Raw genomic sequence first — 17,805 nt, 5'->3', positions numbered from 1 at the left:
CATTTAAATGCGGTTATTTTGCGTTGCTAAAAATGAGAAACCATGAAACATATCTAGAATAAAATAGGGCGTTCGCGCTGTATTCTCGCGTTCAAAGAGAAGATTGCACTCGCTAACTTGCGTTGTTAAAGCGGATATTGAATTGAGTCAGGCCGCATTGTTCAAATGCCGCTACACAGCGAAAACCGGCATCCAAACCTCGCTGATAATCATGGCGTAGCTCTTCTTCATCACTCATAAGTGAACTGGAAAGCAAAGGCTGATCAGGTTTGATTTCAACAATAAAGCAATCATCTGGCGGATTGGTTAAAAACTCTTGCGTCAACGAGTACGTTTGATAGTGCACCATCAGCATATCAGCCAGACCTGAATCAAAATTATCACCCAGTAAATGACTGAGGCGATAAATGTCATCCGCACCAAATAGCCAACGTCCTCCATTGAGCGAGACGAGATGATGATCTTTGAGTTTTTGCAGTTGAGAACGACTGATGCGTTCGTTTAAAAACTCATTCCAATCTAACTTCCACTGCGAGAGTTTCTGCTGCCAATGTTCTTGTGCAACATTGAGCGAATCACGATACCATTCGACATTATGATTTGGAGAGATCAGCGGTTCTGCCGGAGCGGCCTCATCACTTTCCGTACGGATCACAATAATGCATCGCGCACCTTGTCGCCAAGCTTCCTGTACCGGTATCGAAGCCGATACACCGCCATCAATGTAGCAACCATGCTCAAAACAGACCTCGCGATCATACAAGCGAGGAATCGCACAACTGGCAATTAACACTTGCTTCCAATTATCCTCAAGTATCGGCAAATACCGGTCGATTAAGCGTGAACTATCGGTCACGGCCGCATAGGCTTGTCGATCCCCCAGCACACGACGTCCCATATTAATGTCCAATTTGTAAGGATACTCGCTGATTTTGTCTAGCGCCCAATCGAGCCCTAAATAACGCTTACGGCGGATATAACTAAATAGGTGGAAAAACTCTGGTGACGTGGTCAAATCGAGGATAAATGAGCGGCCAATGCCTTTTTGCCGACAAAGGAAGGCTGCTAAATTCAAAGCACCTGCGGATGTGCCATAAAAACGATGAAAAGGGTCGAAATCGGATAAGAGAAAGGCGTCTAATACACCGGAAGTAAAAATACCTCTCTGCCCTCCTCCTTGTGCGACAAGGGCGTTTGAACCACCGGTGTATTTTGATAAATGCTCAAGGTCAAGCATCGTGGTTGTCTCAGTGATGACACCACTGTTCTTAACTGCCTTCACGACTTACGCCGTCGCAATAGCAATCACACCAAAACCAATAATTACAGCAAAAATAGTCGCGGTAATCATTAAGGCATACTTTAGTTCTACTTCCATACACACCTCCCAACACATTCAACAAAAATGTAACACTTGATTGAAAGATGATCAATTTATCCGTTTTTTTCTGGCATAGTAATGATGCTAATATCACAAATAGTCGGCGATTAGGTATTAATGTTTTTTGTTCAATCGGTCTATATCAGGGTTAACATCCCGAGGCTTCAACATGATATTCCGCCACATCCTGCTCTTTCCTAGGCTGTACATATAGCGCCCAACAATTTCCATCCTTAATCGTCGAGGCTTGTCTATCAAAACCAACATAGAGGTGTGTCTGCTCTTCAAATTGCACTTTAAGTTTTGGGTCGAGTATTAATGCGTCTGGCATATCAAGATTATCCAAATCCAGCCAAATTAACCCCCACTCCCCCTGCTCTTTTTGCTGAATACCATCGCGATTTAAATCCAAAAATCGGGCTTGACCAATCTGACCCGGCGTATCTATTCGCATCTCTACGTAACCCAAATTTGTCATGAGATGCACTTGCTCATTTATCGCACGCATACTTGCCTTGGTGGTAACGATCACCGATGAGCGAGCATCTTTTTGTAGATCTAAATAGTGGCTTGAAGCGCTCACCGCTAAAATACCCAAAATCGAAATAACGACGACCAACTCAATTAACGAATAACCGCGAACTCGCTTTGACTGCGACCTTCTCATCATATTTTCTCTCGAATAAACAACATACTAGACAATGATAAAAAAACTCTAAAACCCACTAGGAGCTAATCAAGCCACAAGGAAGGGAAAAGCGCACCGTAGCACGGACAAGTAACAAATTGTAAATTTAGGTCGCCAAATTTTGATTGTTTCCCTATTTTGCGAGTTACCAGTAAAAATACCGACTGTTCATCAATAAATCAGTCAGACATTCTAGATCTTAAAATAGTTGTTTATTTTGCATAACGACCATTTTATGGCTTTTAATATAATATCAACTTCCTTAACACTTCACTGATCAACCAAAATTATAGATAAATAACAATTTACACTCCAACCTGTAACCTAAATGCCATGTTTACAATCTATTGCGTTAACCTCATTAAATCGTTAGTCTCTTTAGCATGCGCAGCTGAAAATATCAGTTTCCGCAAACACACATCGTAAGTTCAAGAACAAAATTCTGAGTTTTCTTTAGGCTAACAACATTTAAATCTAAACTTTGCCAAGTCATGGATGATAGAGCAAAGGACATAGCTTGCTTAACAGCACTTTGCCCCTTTCATCCATTTATGGCGAACCAGCCAAAGAAAAGCTTCATACCTCAGGGAGTTGTATACAGGAGTAATCTATGAAGCGAGAGCAATGGGGATCAAGAGCTGGGTTTATCTTAGCTGCTGTAGGGTCGGCGATTGGTTTGGGTAACATTTGGCGTTTCCCTTACATGGCCTATGAGAATGGTGGTGGCGCTTTTTTCATTCCTTATCTATTTGCCATGATCACCGCGGGTATTCCATTTATGATTTTGGAATTCAGCATGGGGCAAAAATATCGTGGTAGCGCACCGAAAACGCTGTCTAAAATCCACGCTAAATTTGAGTGGCTAGGATGGTTCCAAGTCGGCGTTGCCGCGGTGATCGCGGTCTACTATGTTGCGGTTATTGGTTGGGCTATTTCGTACTTTGGGATGTCGTTCACTCAAAGTTGGGGCAGCGACACTAACGCATTCTTCTTCAGCGAATACCTAAAGCTAGGTGGTGACAATTCCCCTACGGCGCTGGGTAGCATCCAATGGAATATCGCTGGCGCCATGCTATTGGCATGGGCAGTCACTTATGCGGCCATTGTTGGGGGCGTTAAAGCAGGTATCGAACGTGCATCTAAAATCATGATGCCTATCCTATTCATCATGGTGATATTACTGATCGGACGTATGATCTTCCTTCCAGGCGCTCTAGACGGTGTGAACTACATGTTTGAACCGGATTTCAGCAAGATTTGGGATGTGAAGGTATGGGCTGCCGCTTATGGTCAGATATTCTTCACGCTAAGTATCGGCTTTGCCATTATGTTGGCTTACTCAAGCTACTTACCTGAAAAATCAGATATCACGAATAATGCCTTTATGACGGTATTGATCAACTGCGGCTTCTCTATCCTAGCCGGTATTATGATCTTCTCCGTATTGGGTTACATGGCGCAAGAGCAAGGCAAACCAATCACTGAAGTGGTTTCAGCCGGTGTTGGATTGGCTTTTGTAACACTGCCAGCTGCGATTAACTTACTGCCAGCACCTTACATCCTTGGCCCATTGTTCTTCTTCGCATTAGTCGTGGCAGGTTTAAGCTCTCATATCTCCATCATGGAAGCGGTCACATCAGCCATCATCGACAAATTGAACTGGAGTCGTAAAAAAGCAGCCAACGTGGTTATTGGGACAGGGGTGGTGGTATCCATGGCCTTTGCAACGAATGGCGGCCTACTACTGCTTGACTTGGTTGACCACTTCGCGAACAACATCGGTATTATGTTTGGCGGCCTAGTTGAAATTGTTCTCATGGCATGGTTACTAAATAAAGTACCAAGCGTCCGTGAATATGTTAACTCAACGTCAGATTTTACGATTGGTCAGTGGTTCGATGTTTGCCTTCGATTCATAACACCAGTGATGCTAGCCGTTATTCTTGCCACAAAAGTACAAGAGTTATTCACCGAAGGCTACGGTGGTTACGACTTGACGCTAGGTTGGATTATCATGGGCGCATTACTCGTATTTGGTCTTATTCTTAACGCAACAAACCGTCAGCAGGAGGCATAATTATGACAACAGGTGCAATAATCATGTTAGTGATCGGTTTGAGCATTACTTGGGGTGGCGCAGCCATCTGCATCAAACGGGCAATGAACAAGCAACCATAATCACTTGATAGAGAATCGATGCCGGCCCTTGTGCCGGCATTTTTTATTCAAACGCCTTTACCTAGTCTGACCTGCCGATAGACTGCGAGCATTCAGCTCCATCACCCCTTCCTGAAACACATTGCTCCGAAATAGAACCCTGCTTTTTCGGCCTATTTTCTGAAACCTATTTCCTGACACCCTTTTTGTCGCAAGGTTACTTACCTTTTGCTAAACCGGCGATTAGAAATGGTATTTAGCGCCCAATGCAGCACCTACCTCTAACTCCCAGCCTCTGTGCATATTCAACTCAGGCTGCACTTGACCATAGACTTGCCAACCTTGACTCACTTGGTAGCTTACGCCAAGCGGTACGCGAGCGCCAAAGTCACCATCCCACTCGCCCCAACCCCCAATACCAACATACCAACTGATCGGTTCTTCAATATCAAATTGGCCGCGCTTAGCGATGTAATCAAAAGCTCCCCCTTGGTTGCCTATGATAAAGCGATATTGATTGTCTAGCTCCACAACCACGCTTAATTGCTGATCAACCGCCATACCGACCGCTAAATTCGTTGGTTTCTCGTTATTTGCCAGCGTGTGTGTGCTAAGCGCCGTTAACCCCAACCCCACAATTAAGCGACCCCATCCTTCTCTCATTTATCACGTCCTAAAATTGATTAAGCAAAGTTCTTATTGTCGTAAAACTGCGCATTTAAACGTCAACATGAGGTTAGGCGGCTGCCAGAATCATGACAAACACGAATCAAACAACGCTAAAAAAAGATCTTAAGGGTTCAACCGAATAGCCAAAAAATTAAGCGGTAACAAGGGCGTGTTAGTGAGTGGGTATAAGTTTGGAAAATAGAGAGGTTAGGAAAGAAGAATAGACGATGTGAAAAAGCAAAAAAGGAGGCCGAAGCCTCCTTTTACAAACATACCTATAGGGGAAGGTTTAGATTAGTGATTACGAATCCACTCATCCATGTCAGTTTTTAGGTTGTCAGATTTAGTACCGAAGATAGCCTGAACACCACCCGCTACGACAACAACACCTGCTGCACCTAGCTGTTTCAGTTTATCTTGGTCAACGTTTGCAGTGTCAGCAACCGCAACACGTAGACGAGTAATACATGCATCTAGACCAGTGATGTTTTCTTTACCACCGAATGCTGCTACAAGTTCACCAGCCAATTCTGAGCCCGTTACTGCAACTGCTTCTTCAGACTCATCTTCACGACCTGGAGTTTTCAGATCAAGAGCCGTGATTACAGTGCGGAATACGATGTAGTACAGCGCTGCGTAACCTAGACCACAAGCGACCATCAGACCCATCTTCTGAGCATTGCCAGAAAGAACTAGGAAGTCAATCAGACCGTGTGAGAATGAAGTACCGTGTACGAAGCCTAGAGTATTCGCTAGTACGTATGCAGAACCTGCTAGTAGAGCGTGAATCGCGTATAGGATTGGCGCTACGAATAGGAATGAGAATTCGATAGGTTCAGTGATACCGGTAAGGAATGAAGTCAAAGCAGCTGATGCCATGATACCCATTACTTTTGCGCGGTTTTCTGGTTTAGCACAATGAGCAATTGCAATTGCTGCTGCTGGTAGACCAAACATCTTGAACATGTAACCGCCAGCTAGCTGACCGAAGCCATTGCCTGCAGCACGTGTTGCTTCATCAGCAACTAGGTAACATGTAAGAACACCATTTTGAGTTTCGCCCGCAGCGTTTACACAAGTACCTGCTTCGAAGAAGAAAGGTACGTTCCAAACGTGGTGAAGACCAAATGGGATAAGCGTACGTTCAATAACGCCGTAGATACCAAACGCCATTTGTGGGTTTTGGTGTGCAGCCCAATCAGAGAATGCAGAGATTGCGCTACCTACTGGTGGCCATACGACAGAAAGAACAACAGCAAGACCGATCGCGGTGAAACCCGTGATGATTGGCACTGCACGCTTACCAGCGAAGAAGCCAAGGTATTCAGGAAGCTGAATCTTGAAGAAGCGGTTGAATGCCCAAGCAGCCACACCACCGACAAGGATACCACCTAGTACACCAGTATCGATTTTTTCAACGCCCATCACGCCAGCCATTACGCCAAGCGTTGCGGTCATGATACCGTAACCAACGATTGCAGCAAGACCTGCAACACCGTCGTTATTTGTAAAGCCAAGTGCTACACCTACAGCAAATAGCAGTGCCATTTGACCGAAGACTGAGCCGCCAGCTTGTTCCATTAGGTTTGAAACGATATCTGGGATGAAACTAAGATCGGCTGCGCCCACACCAAGTAGGATACCTGCAACAGGCAATACTGATACTGGTAGCATCAGTGACTTACCTACTTTTTGCAGGTTAGCAAAAAGGTTCTTAAACATGTATATGCTCCTGAAAGAATTATTAGAATTATCTGGGTTCTAACGGCACACCCCCGTAGCCTAAATGTTAGCACCCTTAGAAAATGTAACCACTTGTTACGTTATATTTTCTGGTTCTAAATATATCTTGATACTCGCTGTACTTTCTAGGCGCTTGGTCAATTTAATTGCAAAGTAATAGATAGATCACACGTATTTTCAACAAATGGAATGGATTACAAACATTTAAATCATTGAATTTGATTAAAAATATTGTATAGAACATTAATTTCATGCCGTAAATAAAATACATGGCATTGTTATTTTTTGTAACAAAATTACAAATCACAGTAAAAAGAACAATAAGTTCAACATTTTTAGTAAACATCACAGATGAAAACGTTTAGCTTTGATTCGGGGCATTAAAAAAGGAGCCTTAGCTCCTTTTTTAAACAATCTTTTATTTCTATCTCAAAAAAAGATTCCTGAAGTTATCGCTGGTTTTTTGCCCAACCTCACTCAGCGAGGTACCACGCAATTGCGCGATGTATGCAGCAACCTCAACGACATAAGCCGGTTGATTCTGCTTTCCACGATGCGGTACTGGTGCCAGGTACGGTGAGTCCGTCTCGATCAGCAAGCGCTCTAATGGAAGAGCCTTCACCACTTCTTTCAATTCTGTCGCTTGTCTAAACGTCACAATGCCAGAAATAGAAATGTAGAAGCCTAACTCCATCGCAGCCTGCGCAAAGGCAAGGTCTTCAGTAAAGCAGTGAATCACTCCGCCGCACTTATCAGCGCCACCGTTACGCAAAATATCTAAGGTATCTTCTCTTGCATTACGAGTATGGATAATCAGCGGCTTATTCAGTTCAACCGCCAGCGCGACCTGCTGCTCAAAACGCTGTTGCTGAAGTGGTTTCGTTTCGGGTTGGTAGTGGTAATCAAGCCCAGTTTCACCGATCGCCACCACTTTAGGATGAGAGGCGTATTGATGCAGAAGTTCCAGTGAAAAATCGCTCTCGACGTCTAATGGGTGAACACCACACGAAGCATAAACGTTATCATAAGGAGTGATCATTTCCATCATATTAGGAAAGGCATCTAGGGTAACACCGACTGACAATAGCTCCGTAACATTCGCCGCTTTTGCTTTCGCAATCACGTCACCGATCCCTTGGTGTAAATCTTGATAATCCAGTTTATCGAGATGGCAATGTGAATCTACAAACATACATCCTCGTTAAAGTTAATCAACCAATCTAAAATAAGAAGCTCTCGGTTAAGGCCCGAGTGCGCGGTCAGCTGTCCAATCAATTCACGTAACGCCTCGCTCTGAGTATAGAGCAATTGATAACTCACGCGATTGGCAAGCTCATCGGCCCCCGAAACCCGGTTCGGCAAGGTCAGGCCAAAATGGCATTTTTGCGCATCCGTTAATAAGTACCACAGCCAATTTAAGGATTGTTCCGCATCACCAGCGAGCTCTTTCGCGAGCTTTATCACATCACCCTGCTTTCGTGTCACCGCTAAAAGCTGTTGTTCCATCGATTGATAACGACTTTGCTCTTTCTCTTCAATAAAACGTAAGGTTTTTAGTGGAGAGTTACCGTTAAGATGGGCGGCATAAGGCGGTACTGTAAGCGCGGTTTGCTCAGACAACCATTGCGTTAAAGTTTGTGTATCTGGCTCCCCTACATGCCATTGCTGACAACGACTGGTGATCGTAGGTAACAATTGACTCGCTGAGCTTGCCACTAACAAAAATAGGCATTTTTCCGAAGGCGTTTCCAGCGTTTTCAACAGTGCATTGGCCGCCGACTCATTCATGGCTTCCGCTGGCTCAATCACAATCAATCGATAACCTGCGAGCTGAGAAGACTCTTGAGCAATACGATTACATTGGCGGATTTGTTCAACCGTAATGGATTTGCCTTCTTTTTCAGGCACCACTCGATGGTAATCCGGATGGTGACTCGCAGCCATTAACTGGCAGCTATGACAAAAACCACAAGGGTCGGCTGCATAGTTGCTGCACATCACCGCTTGACTGAATTTGTTCACGAGCAGATCGACACCAAGACCCGCTTTCGCAATCAGCAAAGCGGCATTGGGAAAACGATCGTGTTCAAGATCCGCTTGCCATTGATGCCAAAGAGGCGCTAACCAGGGATAAAGCTGGGACATTAGCGCGTTTCCAACCACTGCAGCAACGCAGAGTGAATATCAGATGCCACGAGTTCCATTGATTGGTTAGCATTGATGATCACAACCGATGCGTCGCTATTCGCAATTTCTAAATAACGTTCTCTAGAACGGTCGAAAAAGCTCATGTCCATTTTTTCAATACGATCCAACTCGCCGCGACCACGCGCACGCTCTAAACCAATGCGCGGATCAATATCTAAATAGAGCGTAAAGTCCGGCTTAAAAGCCCCCAGCGTGGTATCGCGCAATGATTGCATGGTTTCACGAGCAATTTGACGACCACCACCTTGATACGCTTGAGAAGACATATCGTGGCGATCACCGACCACCCATGTGCCAGATGCAAGTGCAGGCTTAATCACATTCTCGACTAATTGAACGCGCGCGGCATACATCAGCAGCAATTCGGTCATATCCTGCAGAACTTCGCCTTCGTGCTCTTGCTTAACCAACTCACGCAGTTTTTCTGCTAACTGAGTGCCTCCAGGTTCGCGAGTATTTTGAATAGAATCAATGCCCGCCGATTGCAGTGTTTTTAGAACCGCTTGGATTGCAGTGCTTTTTCCTGCCCCTTCAAGGCCTTCAATAACGATAAATTTAGCTTGGCTCATGAGTTATTTATTACTTCTTAATTGTTTTAAGTAGGCACGAACCGCACGGTTGTGTTCGGCCAACGTTTTAGAAAAGACATGCCCACCCTTGCCACTAGCGACAAAGTAGTAGTATTTACTGCTCTCAGGATTCAATGCCGCCAAAATGGAAGCTTCTCCAGCCATCGCGATCGGTGTCGGTGGCAGACCAGAGATGGTATAAGTGTTGTATGGGGTCGGCTTGCGTAAGTCTTTCTTACGAATGTTACCATCGTAGCTATCACCCATGCCGTAAATAACGGTCGGGTCGGTTTGCAGGCGCATGCGCTTATTAAGACGGTTAACAAAGACCGAAGCCACTCGTTCGCGTTCCGATTCAACGGCTGTTTCTTTCTCAATGATAGACGCTAATATAAGCGCTTCATAAGGCGTCTTAAGCGGTAACTTATCTTGGCGTTCTTGCCACGCTTTATCCAACACCGATTGTAACTTGTCAGACGAACGCTCAAGAATGTCCAAATCAGACGTTCCGTAGGTATAATTGAACGTCTCTGCTAGGAATAACCCTTCAAGTTTCTCGTGTGCGATACCGAGATGTTTCGCGATCTCCGCTTCCGACATATCCGTCGTTTTATGCTCAAGGTAAGGCGCATTTTCTAAAATAGTACGCCACTCACTAAAACGAGAGCCTTCCACAAACGTCAATGAAAACTGATGCTCTTTACCCGTTTTGAATAACATCAATGCCTGAGTCAGGTTCATCTCTGGAGTGATCAGATAGGTCCCCGCTTTGATTTGCGTCAGTTCTGGATGAAAACGACGTACCAGCGGCATAACGTCATTCGATTCAATCAGCTTTTCTGAAATCAATTGATTGAGAACACGAGCAAAACTGGACCCCGTCTCAACAGTAAAAATTCGCTCTTGTGATAACTGTAAAGGTTGACCTACAAATTGTTCGACTTGCTTGGTCACATAGAAAAAAGCACCTGCGGCGATCGCCACAAGTAAAATAAGTAAAAAAGTGATCTTCTTAATCACGGGACTAACATCTCCTGAATACGTCTTGTCAGTGGTCCAATTGGGAACGTCTGACTTTCAATCGCCCGGATCGGCGCGGCACCTAACAAAGCGTTCGTCATAAACACTTCATCAGCTTCTAATATATGGGATAAATCAAATCGACCTATTTTAACGACTATCTCAGCGTTTTGAGCAAACTCTAACACGCGCCTTCTCGCAACGCCTGCGACTCCTGACATATCAAGTTGAGGTGTATAAAGCACCTCACCTCGTCGCCAGAATACATTGGCTATACTGGTCTCAATGATGTTTGCATTGATATCCAAAACCAAACCATCAACCAAACCATGCTTGTCTAAATCGGCCTTAACAAGAATCTGTTCAAGCCGGTTATTGTGCTTATGCCCCGCTAAACTCGGTGTCAGGCCTAAAGTCACCTGGCTAATGCCAAGATCAATACCCTGTGCTTGCCATTGGCGGTAATGTGGCGGATAAGCAAAGTCGCTAATAGTAACATTAGCGGCACTCACTTGAGTAGAGCTATAACCCCGTCCACCCTCGCCTCGGCTAATGTGCAGTTTGAGTCCCGCTAACGGTTCAGGTTTTGCTGCCACTGCCAACCATCGCTCAACCAGCGTCCAATCAGGCTCTGCAATCGCAAGCGCCGCTAAGCATGCCTGCATGCGTTGCTTATGATACGGCCATTGGCAAAGTTTACCGTGCTCGGTCAGCAGGGTCGTAAAACCACCATCGCCATATTGAAAAGAACGGTCGAGAAGAGAAATTGAATCCGCAGGTTGTCCGTTAAGCCAAAACACAATCAGTCCCTAAAATAAAAAACGGCCTAATGCCAAAAGCATTAAGCCGTTTTATCACAAATCTATAGCCGTTTCTCGATTAAATCTTTTTAAAGACAAGAGAACCGTTAGTACCGCCGAAACCGAAAGAGTTACAGATCGCATATTCCATATCTACTTTTTGAGCAACATGTGGAACAAGATCGATATCTAAACCTTCTTCTGGATTATCGAGGTTAATCGTTGGTGGTACGATTTGGTCAACAAGAGACAATACAGTAATGATCGCTTCAACTGAACCAGCAGCACCCAATAGGTGACCTGTCATTGATTTAGTTGATGATACTTTTACTTGTTTAGAGCCGTCTTCACCAAGAGCACGTTTTACACCCTTGATTTCAGCTACGTCACCTGCCGGTGTTGATGTACCGTGTGCATTCACATAACCCACTTGAGTACCAACAATACCTGCATCACGCATCGCCGCTTCCATCGCAAGCGCGCCGCCAGAACCGTCAGGTGTTGGGGAAGTCATGTGGTAAGCATCGCCAGACATACCAAAGCCAACAAGCTCTGCATAAATCTTAGCGCCACGTGCTTTCGCATGTTCGTACTCTTCAAGAACCATCATGCCAGCACCGTCACCAAGAACAAAACCGTCGCGGTCTTTATCCCATGGACGAGACGCTTTTTGCGGTTCATCGTTACGAGTCGAAAGTGCTTTAGCCGCACCGAAGCCAGCCATACCAAGAGGCGTAGACGCCTTCTCAGAACCACCTGCTACCATTGCATCTGCATCGCCGTAAGCAATCATTCGTGCTGCATGGCCGATGTTATGCAGGCCTGTCGTACACGCTGTTGAAATAGCGATGTTAGGGCCGCGTAAGCCACGCATGATAGAGAGGTTACCTGCAACCATGTTTACGATGGTTGATGGTACAAAAAATGGGCTAACTTTACGTGGGCCTTTTTCGATCAGTGCATCATGACCTTTTTCAATCAGGTCTAGACCGCCGATACCCGAACCAATCGCAACACCAACACGTGGAGCGTTTAGTTCATTAATTTGTAAGCCAGAGTCGTCAAGGGCTTGAATACCAGCCGCGATACCGTATTGGATAAACAAATCCATTTTACGAGCATCTTTCTTAGACATGTACTCTTCGCAGTTAAAATCTTTAACTAGGCCAGCAAAGCGAGTAGAGAAATTAGTAGCATCAAAGTGATCGATATTAACGATACCGCTTTGACCTTCTAGCAGGGCTTTCCATGATGATTCTACGGTGTTGCCTACCGGTGACAACATACCCATGCCAGTGACAACAACACGACGCTTGGACACGATTTTATTCTCCGGGAAATGAAATGATTCTATGAGAGAGATAGAAGGGTTAAAAAAGAACTCAGGCGGCCAGAAGGCCGCCTGGGGGAGATATTACTGAGCGCTGTTCACGTAGTCGATTGCAGCTTGAACAGTAGTAATCTTCTCAGCTTCGTCATCTGGAATCTCAGTGTCGAATTCTTCTTCTAGAGCCATTACTAGTTCAACAGTGTCTAGAGAATCAGCACCTAGATCATCAACAAAAGAAGCTTCGTTTTTAACTTCTGCTTCATCCACACCTAGCTGTTCAATAATGATTTTCTTTACGCGTTCTTCGATGTTGCTCATTTTTCTTTTCCTTTACAGATTTCGCCTAATGCGATGATTCCGTAGTTTATTAGAACTATTGAAAGTTGCAAGGGGGTCCTTGCTGGTCAAACCACAATTTTAGCGATTTTAACCGAAATTCAATACAACTTTGACTTATATCATGCACAATTGTTGTGCAAATCAATAGCAAGTTTCACACTTTCCCGACAAGAAGACAAAGTCAAAATATCAACAAAGGTTATCAAACTCGGCTATTAAACCATATACATGCCGCCATTGACATGCAAAGTTTCACCTGTGATGTATGCAGCCTCTGGCGATGCTAAAAATGCAACCGCCGACGCAATTTCACGAGGGTCACCTAGACGACCAGCAGGCACGTTAGCCAGTGTTGCTGAGCGCTGGTCATCATTCAGTGCTTTCGTCATGTCAGTTTCAATGAAACCTGGCGCTACCGTGTTCACGGTAACGCCACGAGAAGCGACTTCACGAGCCATTGACTTAGTAAAGCCAATCACACCTGCTTTTGCTGCTGCGTAGTTCGTTTGACCTGCGTTACCCATGGTACCCACAACCGAACCAACATTGATGATACGACCAGAGCGTTTTTTCATCATGCCGCGCAACACTGCTTTTGACATACGGAAAATAGGCGTTAAGTTGGTGTCGATAATATCGTTCCACTCATCGTCTTTCATGCGCATAAGCAAATTATCACGGGTAATGCCCGCATTGTTGACTAGAATATCGATCACACCAAATTCATCGTTGATGATTTTTAGCGTCGCCGCGATAGACTCAACATCAGTAACATTTAGCGCAAGGCCTTTGCCATTGTCGCCAAGGTATTCACTGATGGCTGCCGCGCCGCTTTCAGACGTTGCCGTACCAATTACCGTTGCACCGCGCTCAACAAGCAGTTCAGCGATAGCACGACCGATACCACGACTTGCGCCAGTCACTAGGGCAATTTTGCCTTCTAGATTCATCATTATCTTCGTTCCTTTCGATTACTTAGCAGCGCTGACTATTTAGCCGCTTCAAGTGACGCAATGTCATTCACTGCCGCTGCATCCAACGTTTTTACAATGCGTTTTGTAAGACCAGTCAATACTTTACCTGGGCCAACTTCTAACAGTTTTTCAACGCCTTGCTCACTCATAAGCTCAACGCACTCAGTCCAACGTACTGGGCTGTATAGCTGACGAACAAGTGCAAGTTTGATTTTTTCTGGTTCCACTTCAGCCATCACATCAACGTTGTTGATAACCGGTAGCTGAGGCGTTTTGAATTCGATTTCTTCTAGTGCGATTGCAAGCTTATCGGCTGCAGGCTTCATCAGCGCACAGTGAGACGGCACAGAAACAGGAAGAGGTAAAGCACGCTTCGCGCCCGCTTCTTTACAAAGCACGCCAGCACGCTCTACAGCCGCTTTGCTGCCTGCGATAACCACTTGACCAGGAGAGTTAAAGTTTACTGGAGAAACAACGTCACCTTGCGCTGCATCTTCACACGCTTTTGCAATCGCCGCGTCGTCTAGACCGATGATCGCGTACATAGCGCCCGTACCAGCTGGTACCGCTTCTTGCATTAGGTGACCACGTAGCTCAACAAGCTTGATCGCTTGTTTAAAGTCGATAACACCTGCACATACTAGCGCTGAGTACTCACCTAGGCTGTGACCTGCTAGATTTGCAGGTTGCTCTAGACCAAGCTCTTGCCATACACGCCAAATCGCGACTGACGATGCCAATAGTGCTGGTTGAGTACGGAAAGTTTGGTTTAAATCTTCTACAGGACCATCTTGAACCAACGCCCAAAGATCGTAACCTAGTGCATCAGAAGCTTCGGCAAAAGTTTGTTTAACTACGTCATATTGTTCGCCAAGCTCTGCAAGCATACCTAATGCTTGTGAACCTTGACCTGGAAATACGATAGCAAACTTGCTCATGTTCTTTTCCTTAAAACAAATAAGTAACACCAACCTCACTCGATCACGGTAAAATCGTGAACGTAAATTATGGTGATGCCGGTATGAAAAGATGCACAACGTGCATCTTCATTTAGAATTTTTTTCGCTTAGAACTTAACGAGCGCAGAGCCCCAAGTAAAGCCACCGCCAAACGCTTCTAGAAGCAACATTTGACCACGTTGAATACGACCATCACGCACGGCTTCATCCAATGCTGTTGGTACTGTCGCCGCCGACGTATTACCGTGCTTATCAAGCGTCAATACAACTTGATCAAGTGACATCGATAACTTTTTAGCGGTCGCAGAAATAATGCGGTAGTTCGCCTGATGTGGCACGAGCCAATCTAGCTCAGACTTATGCATGTTATTCGCTTCAAGTGTGTCTTTCACCAGCTTAGAAAGCTGAGTCACCGCCACTTTAAAGACTTCGTTACCCGCCATGTAAAGCCACTTGTCACCCTCGCTACCCTCACGGACAGGCACAGGTAAACTCAGTAAATCCCCGAAAGCACCGTCAGCATTGATATGCGTCGATAGGATACCAGGCTCTTCACTTGCGCCAATCACAACTGCACCGGCAGCATCACCAAAAAGGATGATCGTTGAACGGTCAGTTGGATCACAGGTTTTAGACAGCGCATCCGCACCAATCACAAGAATGTTTTTACACATGCCCGTTTTAATGTGCTGATCAGCAATCGACAATGCGTACACAAAGCCTGAACATGCTGCCGCCAAATCAAACGCAGGACAGCCTTTGATGCCTAACATGCCTTGAACTTGACAAGCCGATGATGGGAACGCACTGCTGCTACTCGTGGTCGCAACAATGATCATATCGATATCGTGTTTATCGATGTTCGCCATATCAATCGCGTTCAGTGCCGCTTGATAAGACATGTCAGCCACTGTCTCGCCTTCTGCAGCGATGCGACGTTCTTTAATACCAGTACGAGCGACAATCCACTCATCTGATGTTTCTACCATTTTCTCTAAGTCTGCGTTAGTACGCACTTGAGATGGCAGATAGCTGCCAGTACCTAATATTTTGCTATACATGAAGACTAATAGTGCCTCTCGAGTAAAACCGCTTCCAAACGATCGCTAATACGGCTTGGTACCTGTCGTTTGACCTCATGCAGGGCTTCGCCAATGGCATGAATAACAGCCCCTACATCAGCACTTCCGTGGCTTTTTATTACAATGCCGCGCAATCCTAGCAAACTTGCGCCGTTATACTGGTCGGGGTTCAATGTTTTTAGTTCATTAAATAACTCAGAAAACAATTTTCTGGCAATCCAACCCTTTATTGACGACGCCATCATCGATGATTTCAATCGGTCAATAAAAAGCTGTGCTGTTCCTTCGCACGCCTTTAAACAGATATTACCAACAAATCCGTCGCAGACAATCACATCTGCGGCATCTTGTAATAATTGATTACCTTCAATATAGCCGACAAAATTGACCGATTGGGTTTGTGATAGCATTTCTGCACAACGCTTGACAAGATCATTACCTTTTATTTCTTCAGCGCCGATATTGAGAATCGCTACCCTTGGGGGGTGGTCTAAGTATTGTTCTGCGAGCGCGCTGCCCATGACCGCAAATTGGAATAACGAATCAGCGTCACTGGAAACATTCGCACCCAAATCGAGCATCCAAGTTCGGCTGCCTGAAATCGTCGGTAACTCGGAGATCAGAGCAGGTCGTTCAATACCTGGCAACAATTTAAGACGAAAACGCGACAAAGCCATTAAGGCACCGGTATTCCCTGCGCTAACACATGCATCTGCATGTCCGACAGAGACCAGATCAATCGCTCGGCCCATGGAACTGTTTTGGCCATTGCGTAATGCTAGAGAAGGTTTTTCTGAATTGGAGATCACTCGGTCACAATGCTGAATGCTCAGTCGAGCATCTGGCTGATAACCAAGATTCGATAATTGAGATGTGATCGAAGGCCGATCACCTAGTAGGATCACTTTTAGCTCTGGGAAATACGACAGTGCCTGCACGGCGGCAGGCACTGTTACACGGGGACCGAAGTCTCCGCCCATTGCATCAAGCGCAACGGTTATATTATGCAAAGGTCAACCTTACTTGTTGATAACCTTTTTGCCGCGGTAGAAACCTTCGGCAGTCACGTTGTGACGTAGGTGAGTTTCACCTGAAGTTGCGTCTACAGAAAGTGCAGCTGTAGTTAGCGCATCGTGTGAACGACGCATGCCACGCATTGAACGTGATTTCTTGCTCTTTTGTACGGCCATTGACCCTACTCCTATGTAAATTCTTAAAGATACTTACTTGTTAATAAGTTAGCGCTTTAAGCTTTTTAAGATATCAAATGGATTCGGTTTTATTTCTTCCTCAATTTCTTCAGGAAGTTCACCAAACACCATATTATTTGAGTTAACGCTACAGTCCGCTTCGTCATGCATTGCTACTTGTGGCAATCCAAGGATGAACTCGTCTTCAACTAGTTGAATCAGGTCTAACTCACCGTACTCGTTTAGATCTACCAAATCGTACTCTTCCGGTGCTTCCTCTTCAGTTTTCTCGCTGTAAACAGGAGTATAAGTGAATTGGACTTCACACTCGCGTGCGAAAACCTCATTACAACGTTGACACTCTAAATCAACTTCGACGTTAGCTTTACCAGAGATAACGACGAGTCGCTGTTCATCAAGCCCAAATGACAATGAGACTTGCGCGTCACGTTTTACGCCTTCAGTTGCTTCGCTTAAACGCTTAAAAAGACTGGTTTGAATGATACCATTTATATCCAGTCGCTTTTGAGCGGTTTTCGCAGGATCAACCGTTCGCGGTATTTTTACCTTTTGCATAGGGCGCAAATTCTATCTTCCAAATTGTTTAGAGTCAAAGAAAAAGGGCAAAAAGTTATACTTTTTTTCCTTTCCACCTAGAGCGCTATGATAAGCGCTAAAATATCGTTTATGCTTCAA

The 17,805-nt window shown here is 45.1% G+C and carries 20 protein-coding genes; 2 read left to right on the top strand and 18 right to left on the bottom strand.

Features of this window, described 5'->3' with window-relative positions; translation table 11 throughout:
- Positions 1-112: 112 nt before the first annotated feature.
- The 3 genes from OJ16_RS05210 to OJ16_RS20255 form a co-directional block, all read right to left on the bottom strand.
- The gene (locus OJ16_RS05210; protein WP_052810333.1) at positions 113-1,237 is read right to left on the bottom strand and encodes a patatin-like phospholipase family protein; all 1,125 of its coding nucleotides are present in this window, start codon (positions 1,235-1,237) and stop codon (positions 113-115) included.
- A gap of 48 nt (positions 1,238-1,285) precedes the next feature.
- Positions 1,286-1,378 carry a cytochrome bd-I oxidase subunit CydH gene (gene cydH, locus OJ16_RS19920; protein WP_152613820.1) on the bottom strand — a complete coding sequence of 31 codons (93 nt, stop codon included), beginning with the start codon at positions 1,376-1,378 and terminating at the stop codon, positions 1,286-1,288.
- A 151-nt stretch (positions 1,379-1,529) separates the two neighbouring features.
- Complete coding sequence (locus OJ16_RS20255; RefSeq protein ID WP_041013030.1) at positions 1,530-2,051, bottom strand: type II secretion system protein; 522 nt, start codon at positions 2,049-2,051, stop codon at positions 1,530-1,532.
- Between the two features lie 628 nt (positions 2,052-2,679).
- On the opposite strand from OJ16_RS20255, the gene OJ16_RS05200 reads away from it, so the two are divergent.
- Together OJ16_RS05200 and OJ16_RS19915 are read left to right on the top strand one after the other, a co-directional pair.
- On the top strand, positions 2,680-4,146 hold the full coding sequence (locus tag OJ16_RS05200) for a sodium-dependent transporter (RefSeq protein WP_040988100.1): 1,467 nt from the start codon (positions 2,680-2,682) through the stop codon (positions 4,144-4,146).
- A 2-nt stretch (positions 4,147-4,148) separates the two neighbouring features.
- Complete coding sequence (locus tag OJ16_RS19915; protein ID WP_152613819.1) at positions 4,149-4,247, top strand: MetS family NSS transporter small subunit; 99 nt, start codon at positions 4,149-4,151, stop codon at positions 4,245-4,247.
- Between the two features lie 222 nt (positions 4,248-4,469).
- On the opposite strand, the gene OJ16_RS05195 is transcribed toward OJ16_RS19915, so the two are convergent.
- From OJ16_RS05195 to yceD, 15 genes are all read right to left on the bottom strand, one after another.
- A complete protein-coding gene (locus tag OJ16_RS05195) occupies positions 4,470-4,889 on the bottom strand; it encodes a hypothetical protein (protein WP_040988098.1) in 420 nt (139 codons plus the stop codon).
- Positions 4,890-5,189: 300 nt separating this feature from the next.
- Positions 5,190-6,617: a PTS glucose transporter subunit IIBC gene (gene ptsG, locus OJ16_RS05190; RefSeq protein WP_040988096.1), complete on the bottom strand. Its 1,428-nt coding sequence runs from the start codon at positions 6,615-6,617 to the stop codon at positions 5,190-5,192.
- Between the two features lie 445 nt (positions 6,618-7,062).
- Positions 7,063-7,830, bottom strand: a complete 768-nt coding sequence (locus OJ16_RS05185) for a TatD family hydrolase (protein ID WP_040988095.1) — start codon at positions 7,828-7,830, stop codon at positions 7,063-7,065.
- A complete protein-coding gene (gene holB / locus OJ16_RS05180) occupies positions 7,821-8,783 on the bottom strand; it encodes a DNA polymerase III subunit delta' (protein ID WP_040988092.1) in 963 nt (320 codons plus the stop codon). The genes OJ16_RS05185 and holB overlap by 10 nt, the downstream gene beginning before the upstream one ends.
- Positions 8,783-9,415, bottom strand: a complete 633-nt coding sequence (gene tmk, locus OJ16_RS05175) for a dTMP kinase (protein ID WP_040988090.1) — start codon at positions 9,413-9,415, stop codon at positions 8,783-8,785. Before tmk ends, holB begins: the two co-directional genes overlap by 1 nt.
- Positions 9,416-9,418: 3 nt before the next feature.
- Positions 9,419-10,435, bottom strand: a complete 1,017-nt coding sequence (gene mltG / locus OJ16_RS05170) for an endolytic transglycosylase MltG (RefSeq protein WP_040988088.1) — start codon at positions 10,433-10,435, stop codon at positions 9,419-9,421.
- On the bottom strand, positions 10,432-11,235 hold the full coding sequence (gene pabC / locus OJ16_RS05165; protein WP_040988086.1) for an aminodeoxychorismate lyase: 804 nt from the start codon (positions 11,233-11,235) through the stop codon (positions 10,432-10,434). The genes mltG and pabC overlap by 4 nt, the downstream gene beginning before the upstream one ends.
- A 79-nt stretch (positions 11,236-11,314) precedes the next feature.
- Entirely contained in the window at positions 11,315-12,556 is a 1,242-nt protein-coding gene (gene fabF, locus OJ16_RS05160) for a beta-ketoacyl-ACP synthase II (protein ID WP_040988084.1), read from the bottom strand.
- Between the two features lie 93 nt (positions 12,557-12,649).
- Complete coding sequence (acpP, locus tag OJ16_RS05155; RefSeq protein WP_040988082.1) at positions 12,650-12,883, bottom strand: acyl carrier protein; 234 nt, start codon at positions 12,881-12,883, stop codon at positions 12,650-12,652.
- A 236-nt stretch (positions 12,884-13,119) separates the two neighbouring features.
- Positions 13,120-13,854 (bottom strand): 3-oxoacyl-ACP reductase FabG, encoded by a 735-nt coding sequence (gene fabG / locus OJ16_RS05150; RefSeq protein ID WP_040988820.1) that lies wholly within the window; start codon positions 13,852-13,854, stop codon positions 13,120-13,122.
- 38 nt (positions 13,855-13,892) lie between these two features.
- The gene (gene fabD, locus OJ16_RS05145) at positions 13,893-14,816 is read right to left on the bottom strand and encodes an ACP S-malonyltransferase (RefSeq protein WP_040988080.1); all 924 of its coding nucleotides are present in this window, start codon (positions 14,814-14,816) and stop codon (positions 13,893-13,895) included.
- A gap of 128 nt (positions 14,817-14,944) precedes the next feature.
- Positions 14,945-15,898: a beta-ketoacyl-ACP synthase III gene (locus tag OJ16_RS05140; protein ID WP_040988078.1), complete on the bottom strand. Its 954-nt coding sequence runs from the start codon at positions 15,896-15,898 to the stop codon at positions 14,945-14,947.
- A 5-nt stretch (positions 15,899-15,903) separates the two neighbouring features.
- The gene (plsX, locus tag OJ16_RS05135; protein ID WP_040988076.1) at positions 15,904-16,929 is read right to left on the bottom strand and encodes a phosphate acyltransferase PlsX; all 1,026 of its coding nucleotides are present in this window, start codon (positions 16,927-16,929) and stop codon (positions 15,904-15,906) included.
- A 9-nt stretch (positions 16,930-16,938) separates the two neighbouring features.
- Complete coding sequence (gene rpmF / locus OJ16_RS05130; protein ID WP_004737376.1) at positions 16,939-17,109, bottom strand: 50S ribosomal protein L32; 171 nt, start codon at positions 17,107-17,109, stop codon at positions 16,939-16,941.
- Between the two features lie 48 nt (positions 17,110-17,157).
- A complete protein-coding gene (gene yceD, locus OJ16_RS05125) occupies positions 17,158-17,685 on the bottom strand; it encodes a 23S rRNA accumulation protein YceD (RefSeq protein ID WP_040988069.1) in 528 nt (175 codons plus the stop codon).
- Positions 17,686-17,805 lie beyond the last annotated feature (120 nt).

It is taken from the genome of Vibrio renipiscarius (genome assembly GCF_000827885.1).
GTDB lineage: Bacteria > Pseudomonadota > Gammaproteobacteria > Enterobacterales > Vibrionaceae > Vibrio > Vibrio renipiscarius.
This window is presented reverse-complemented; position numbering and strand designations above follow the sequence as displayed.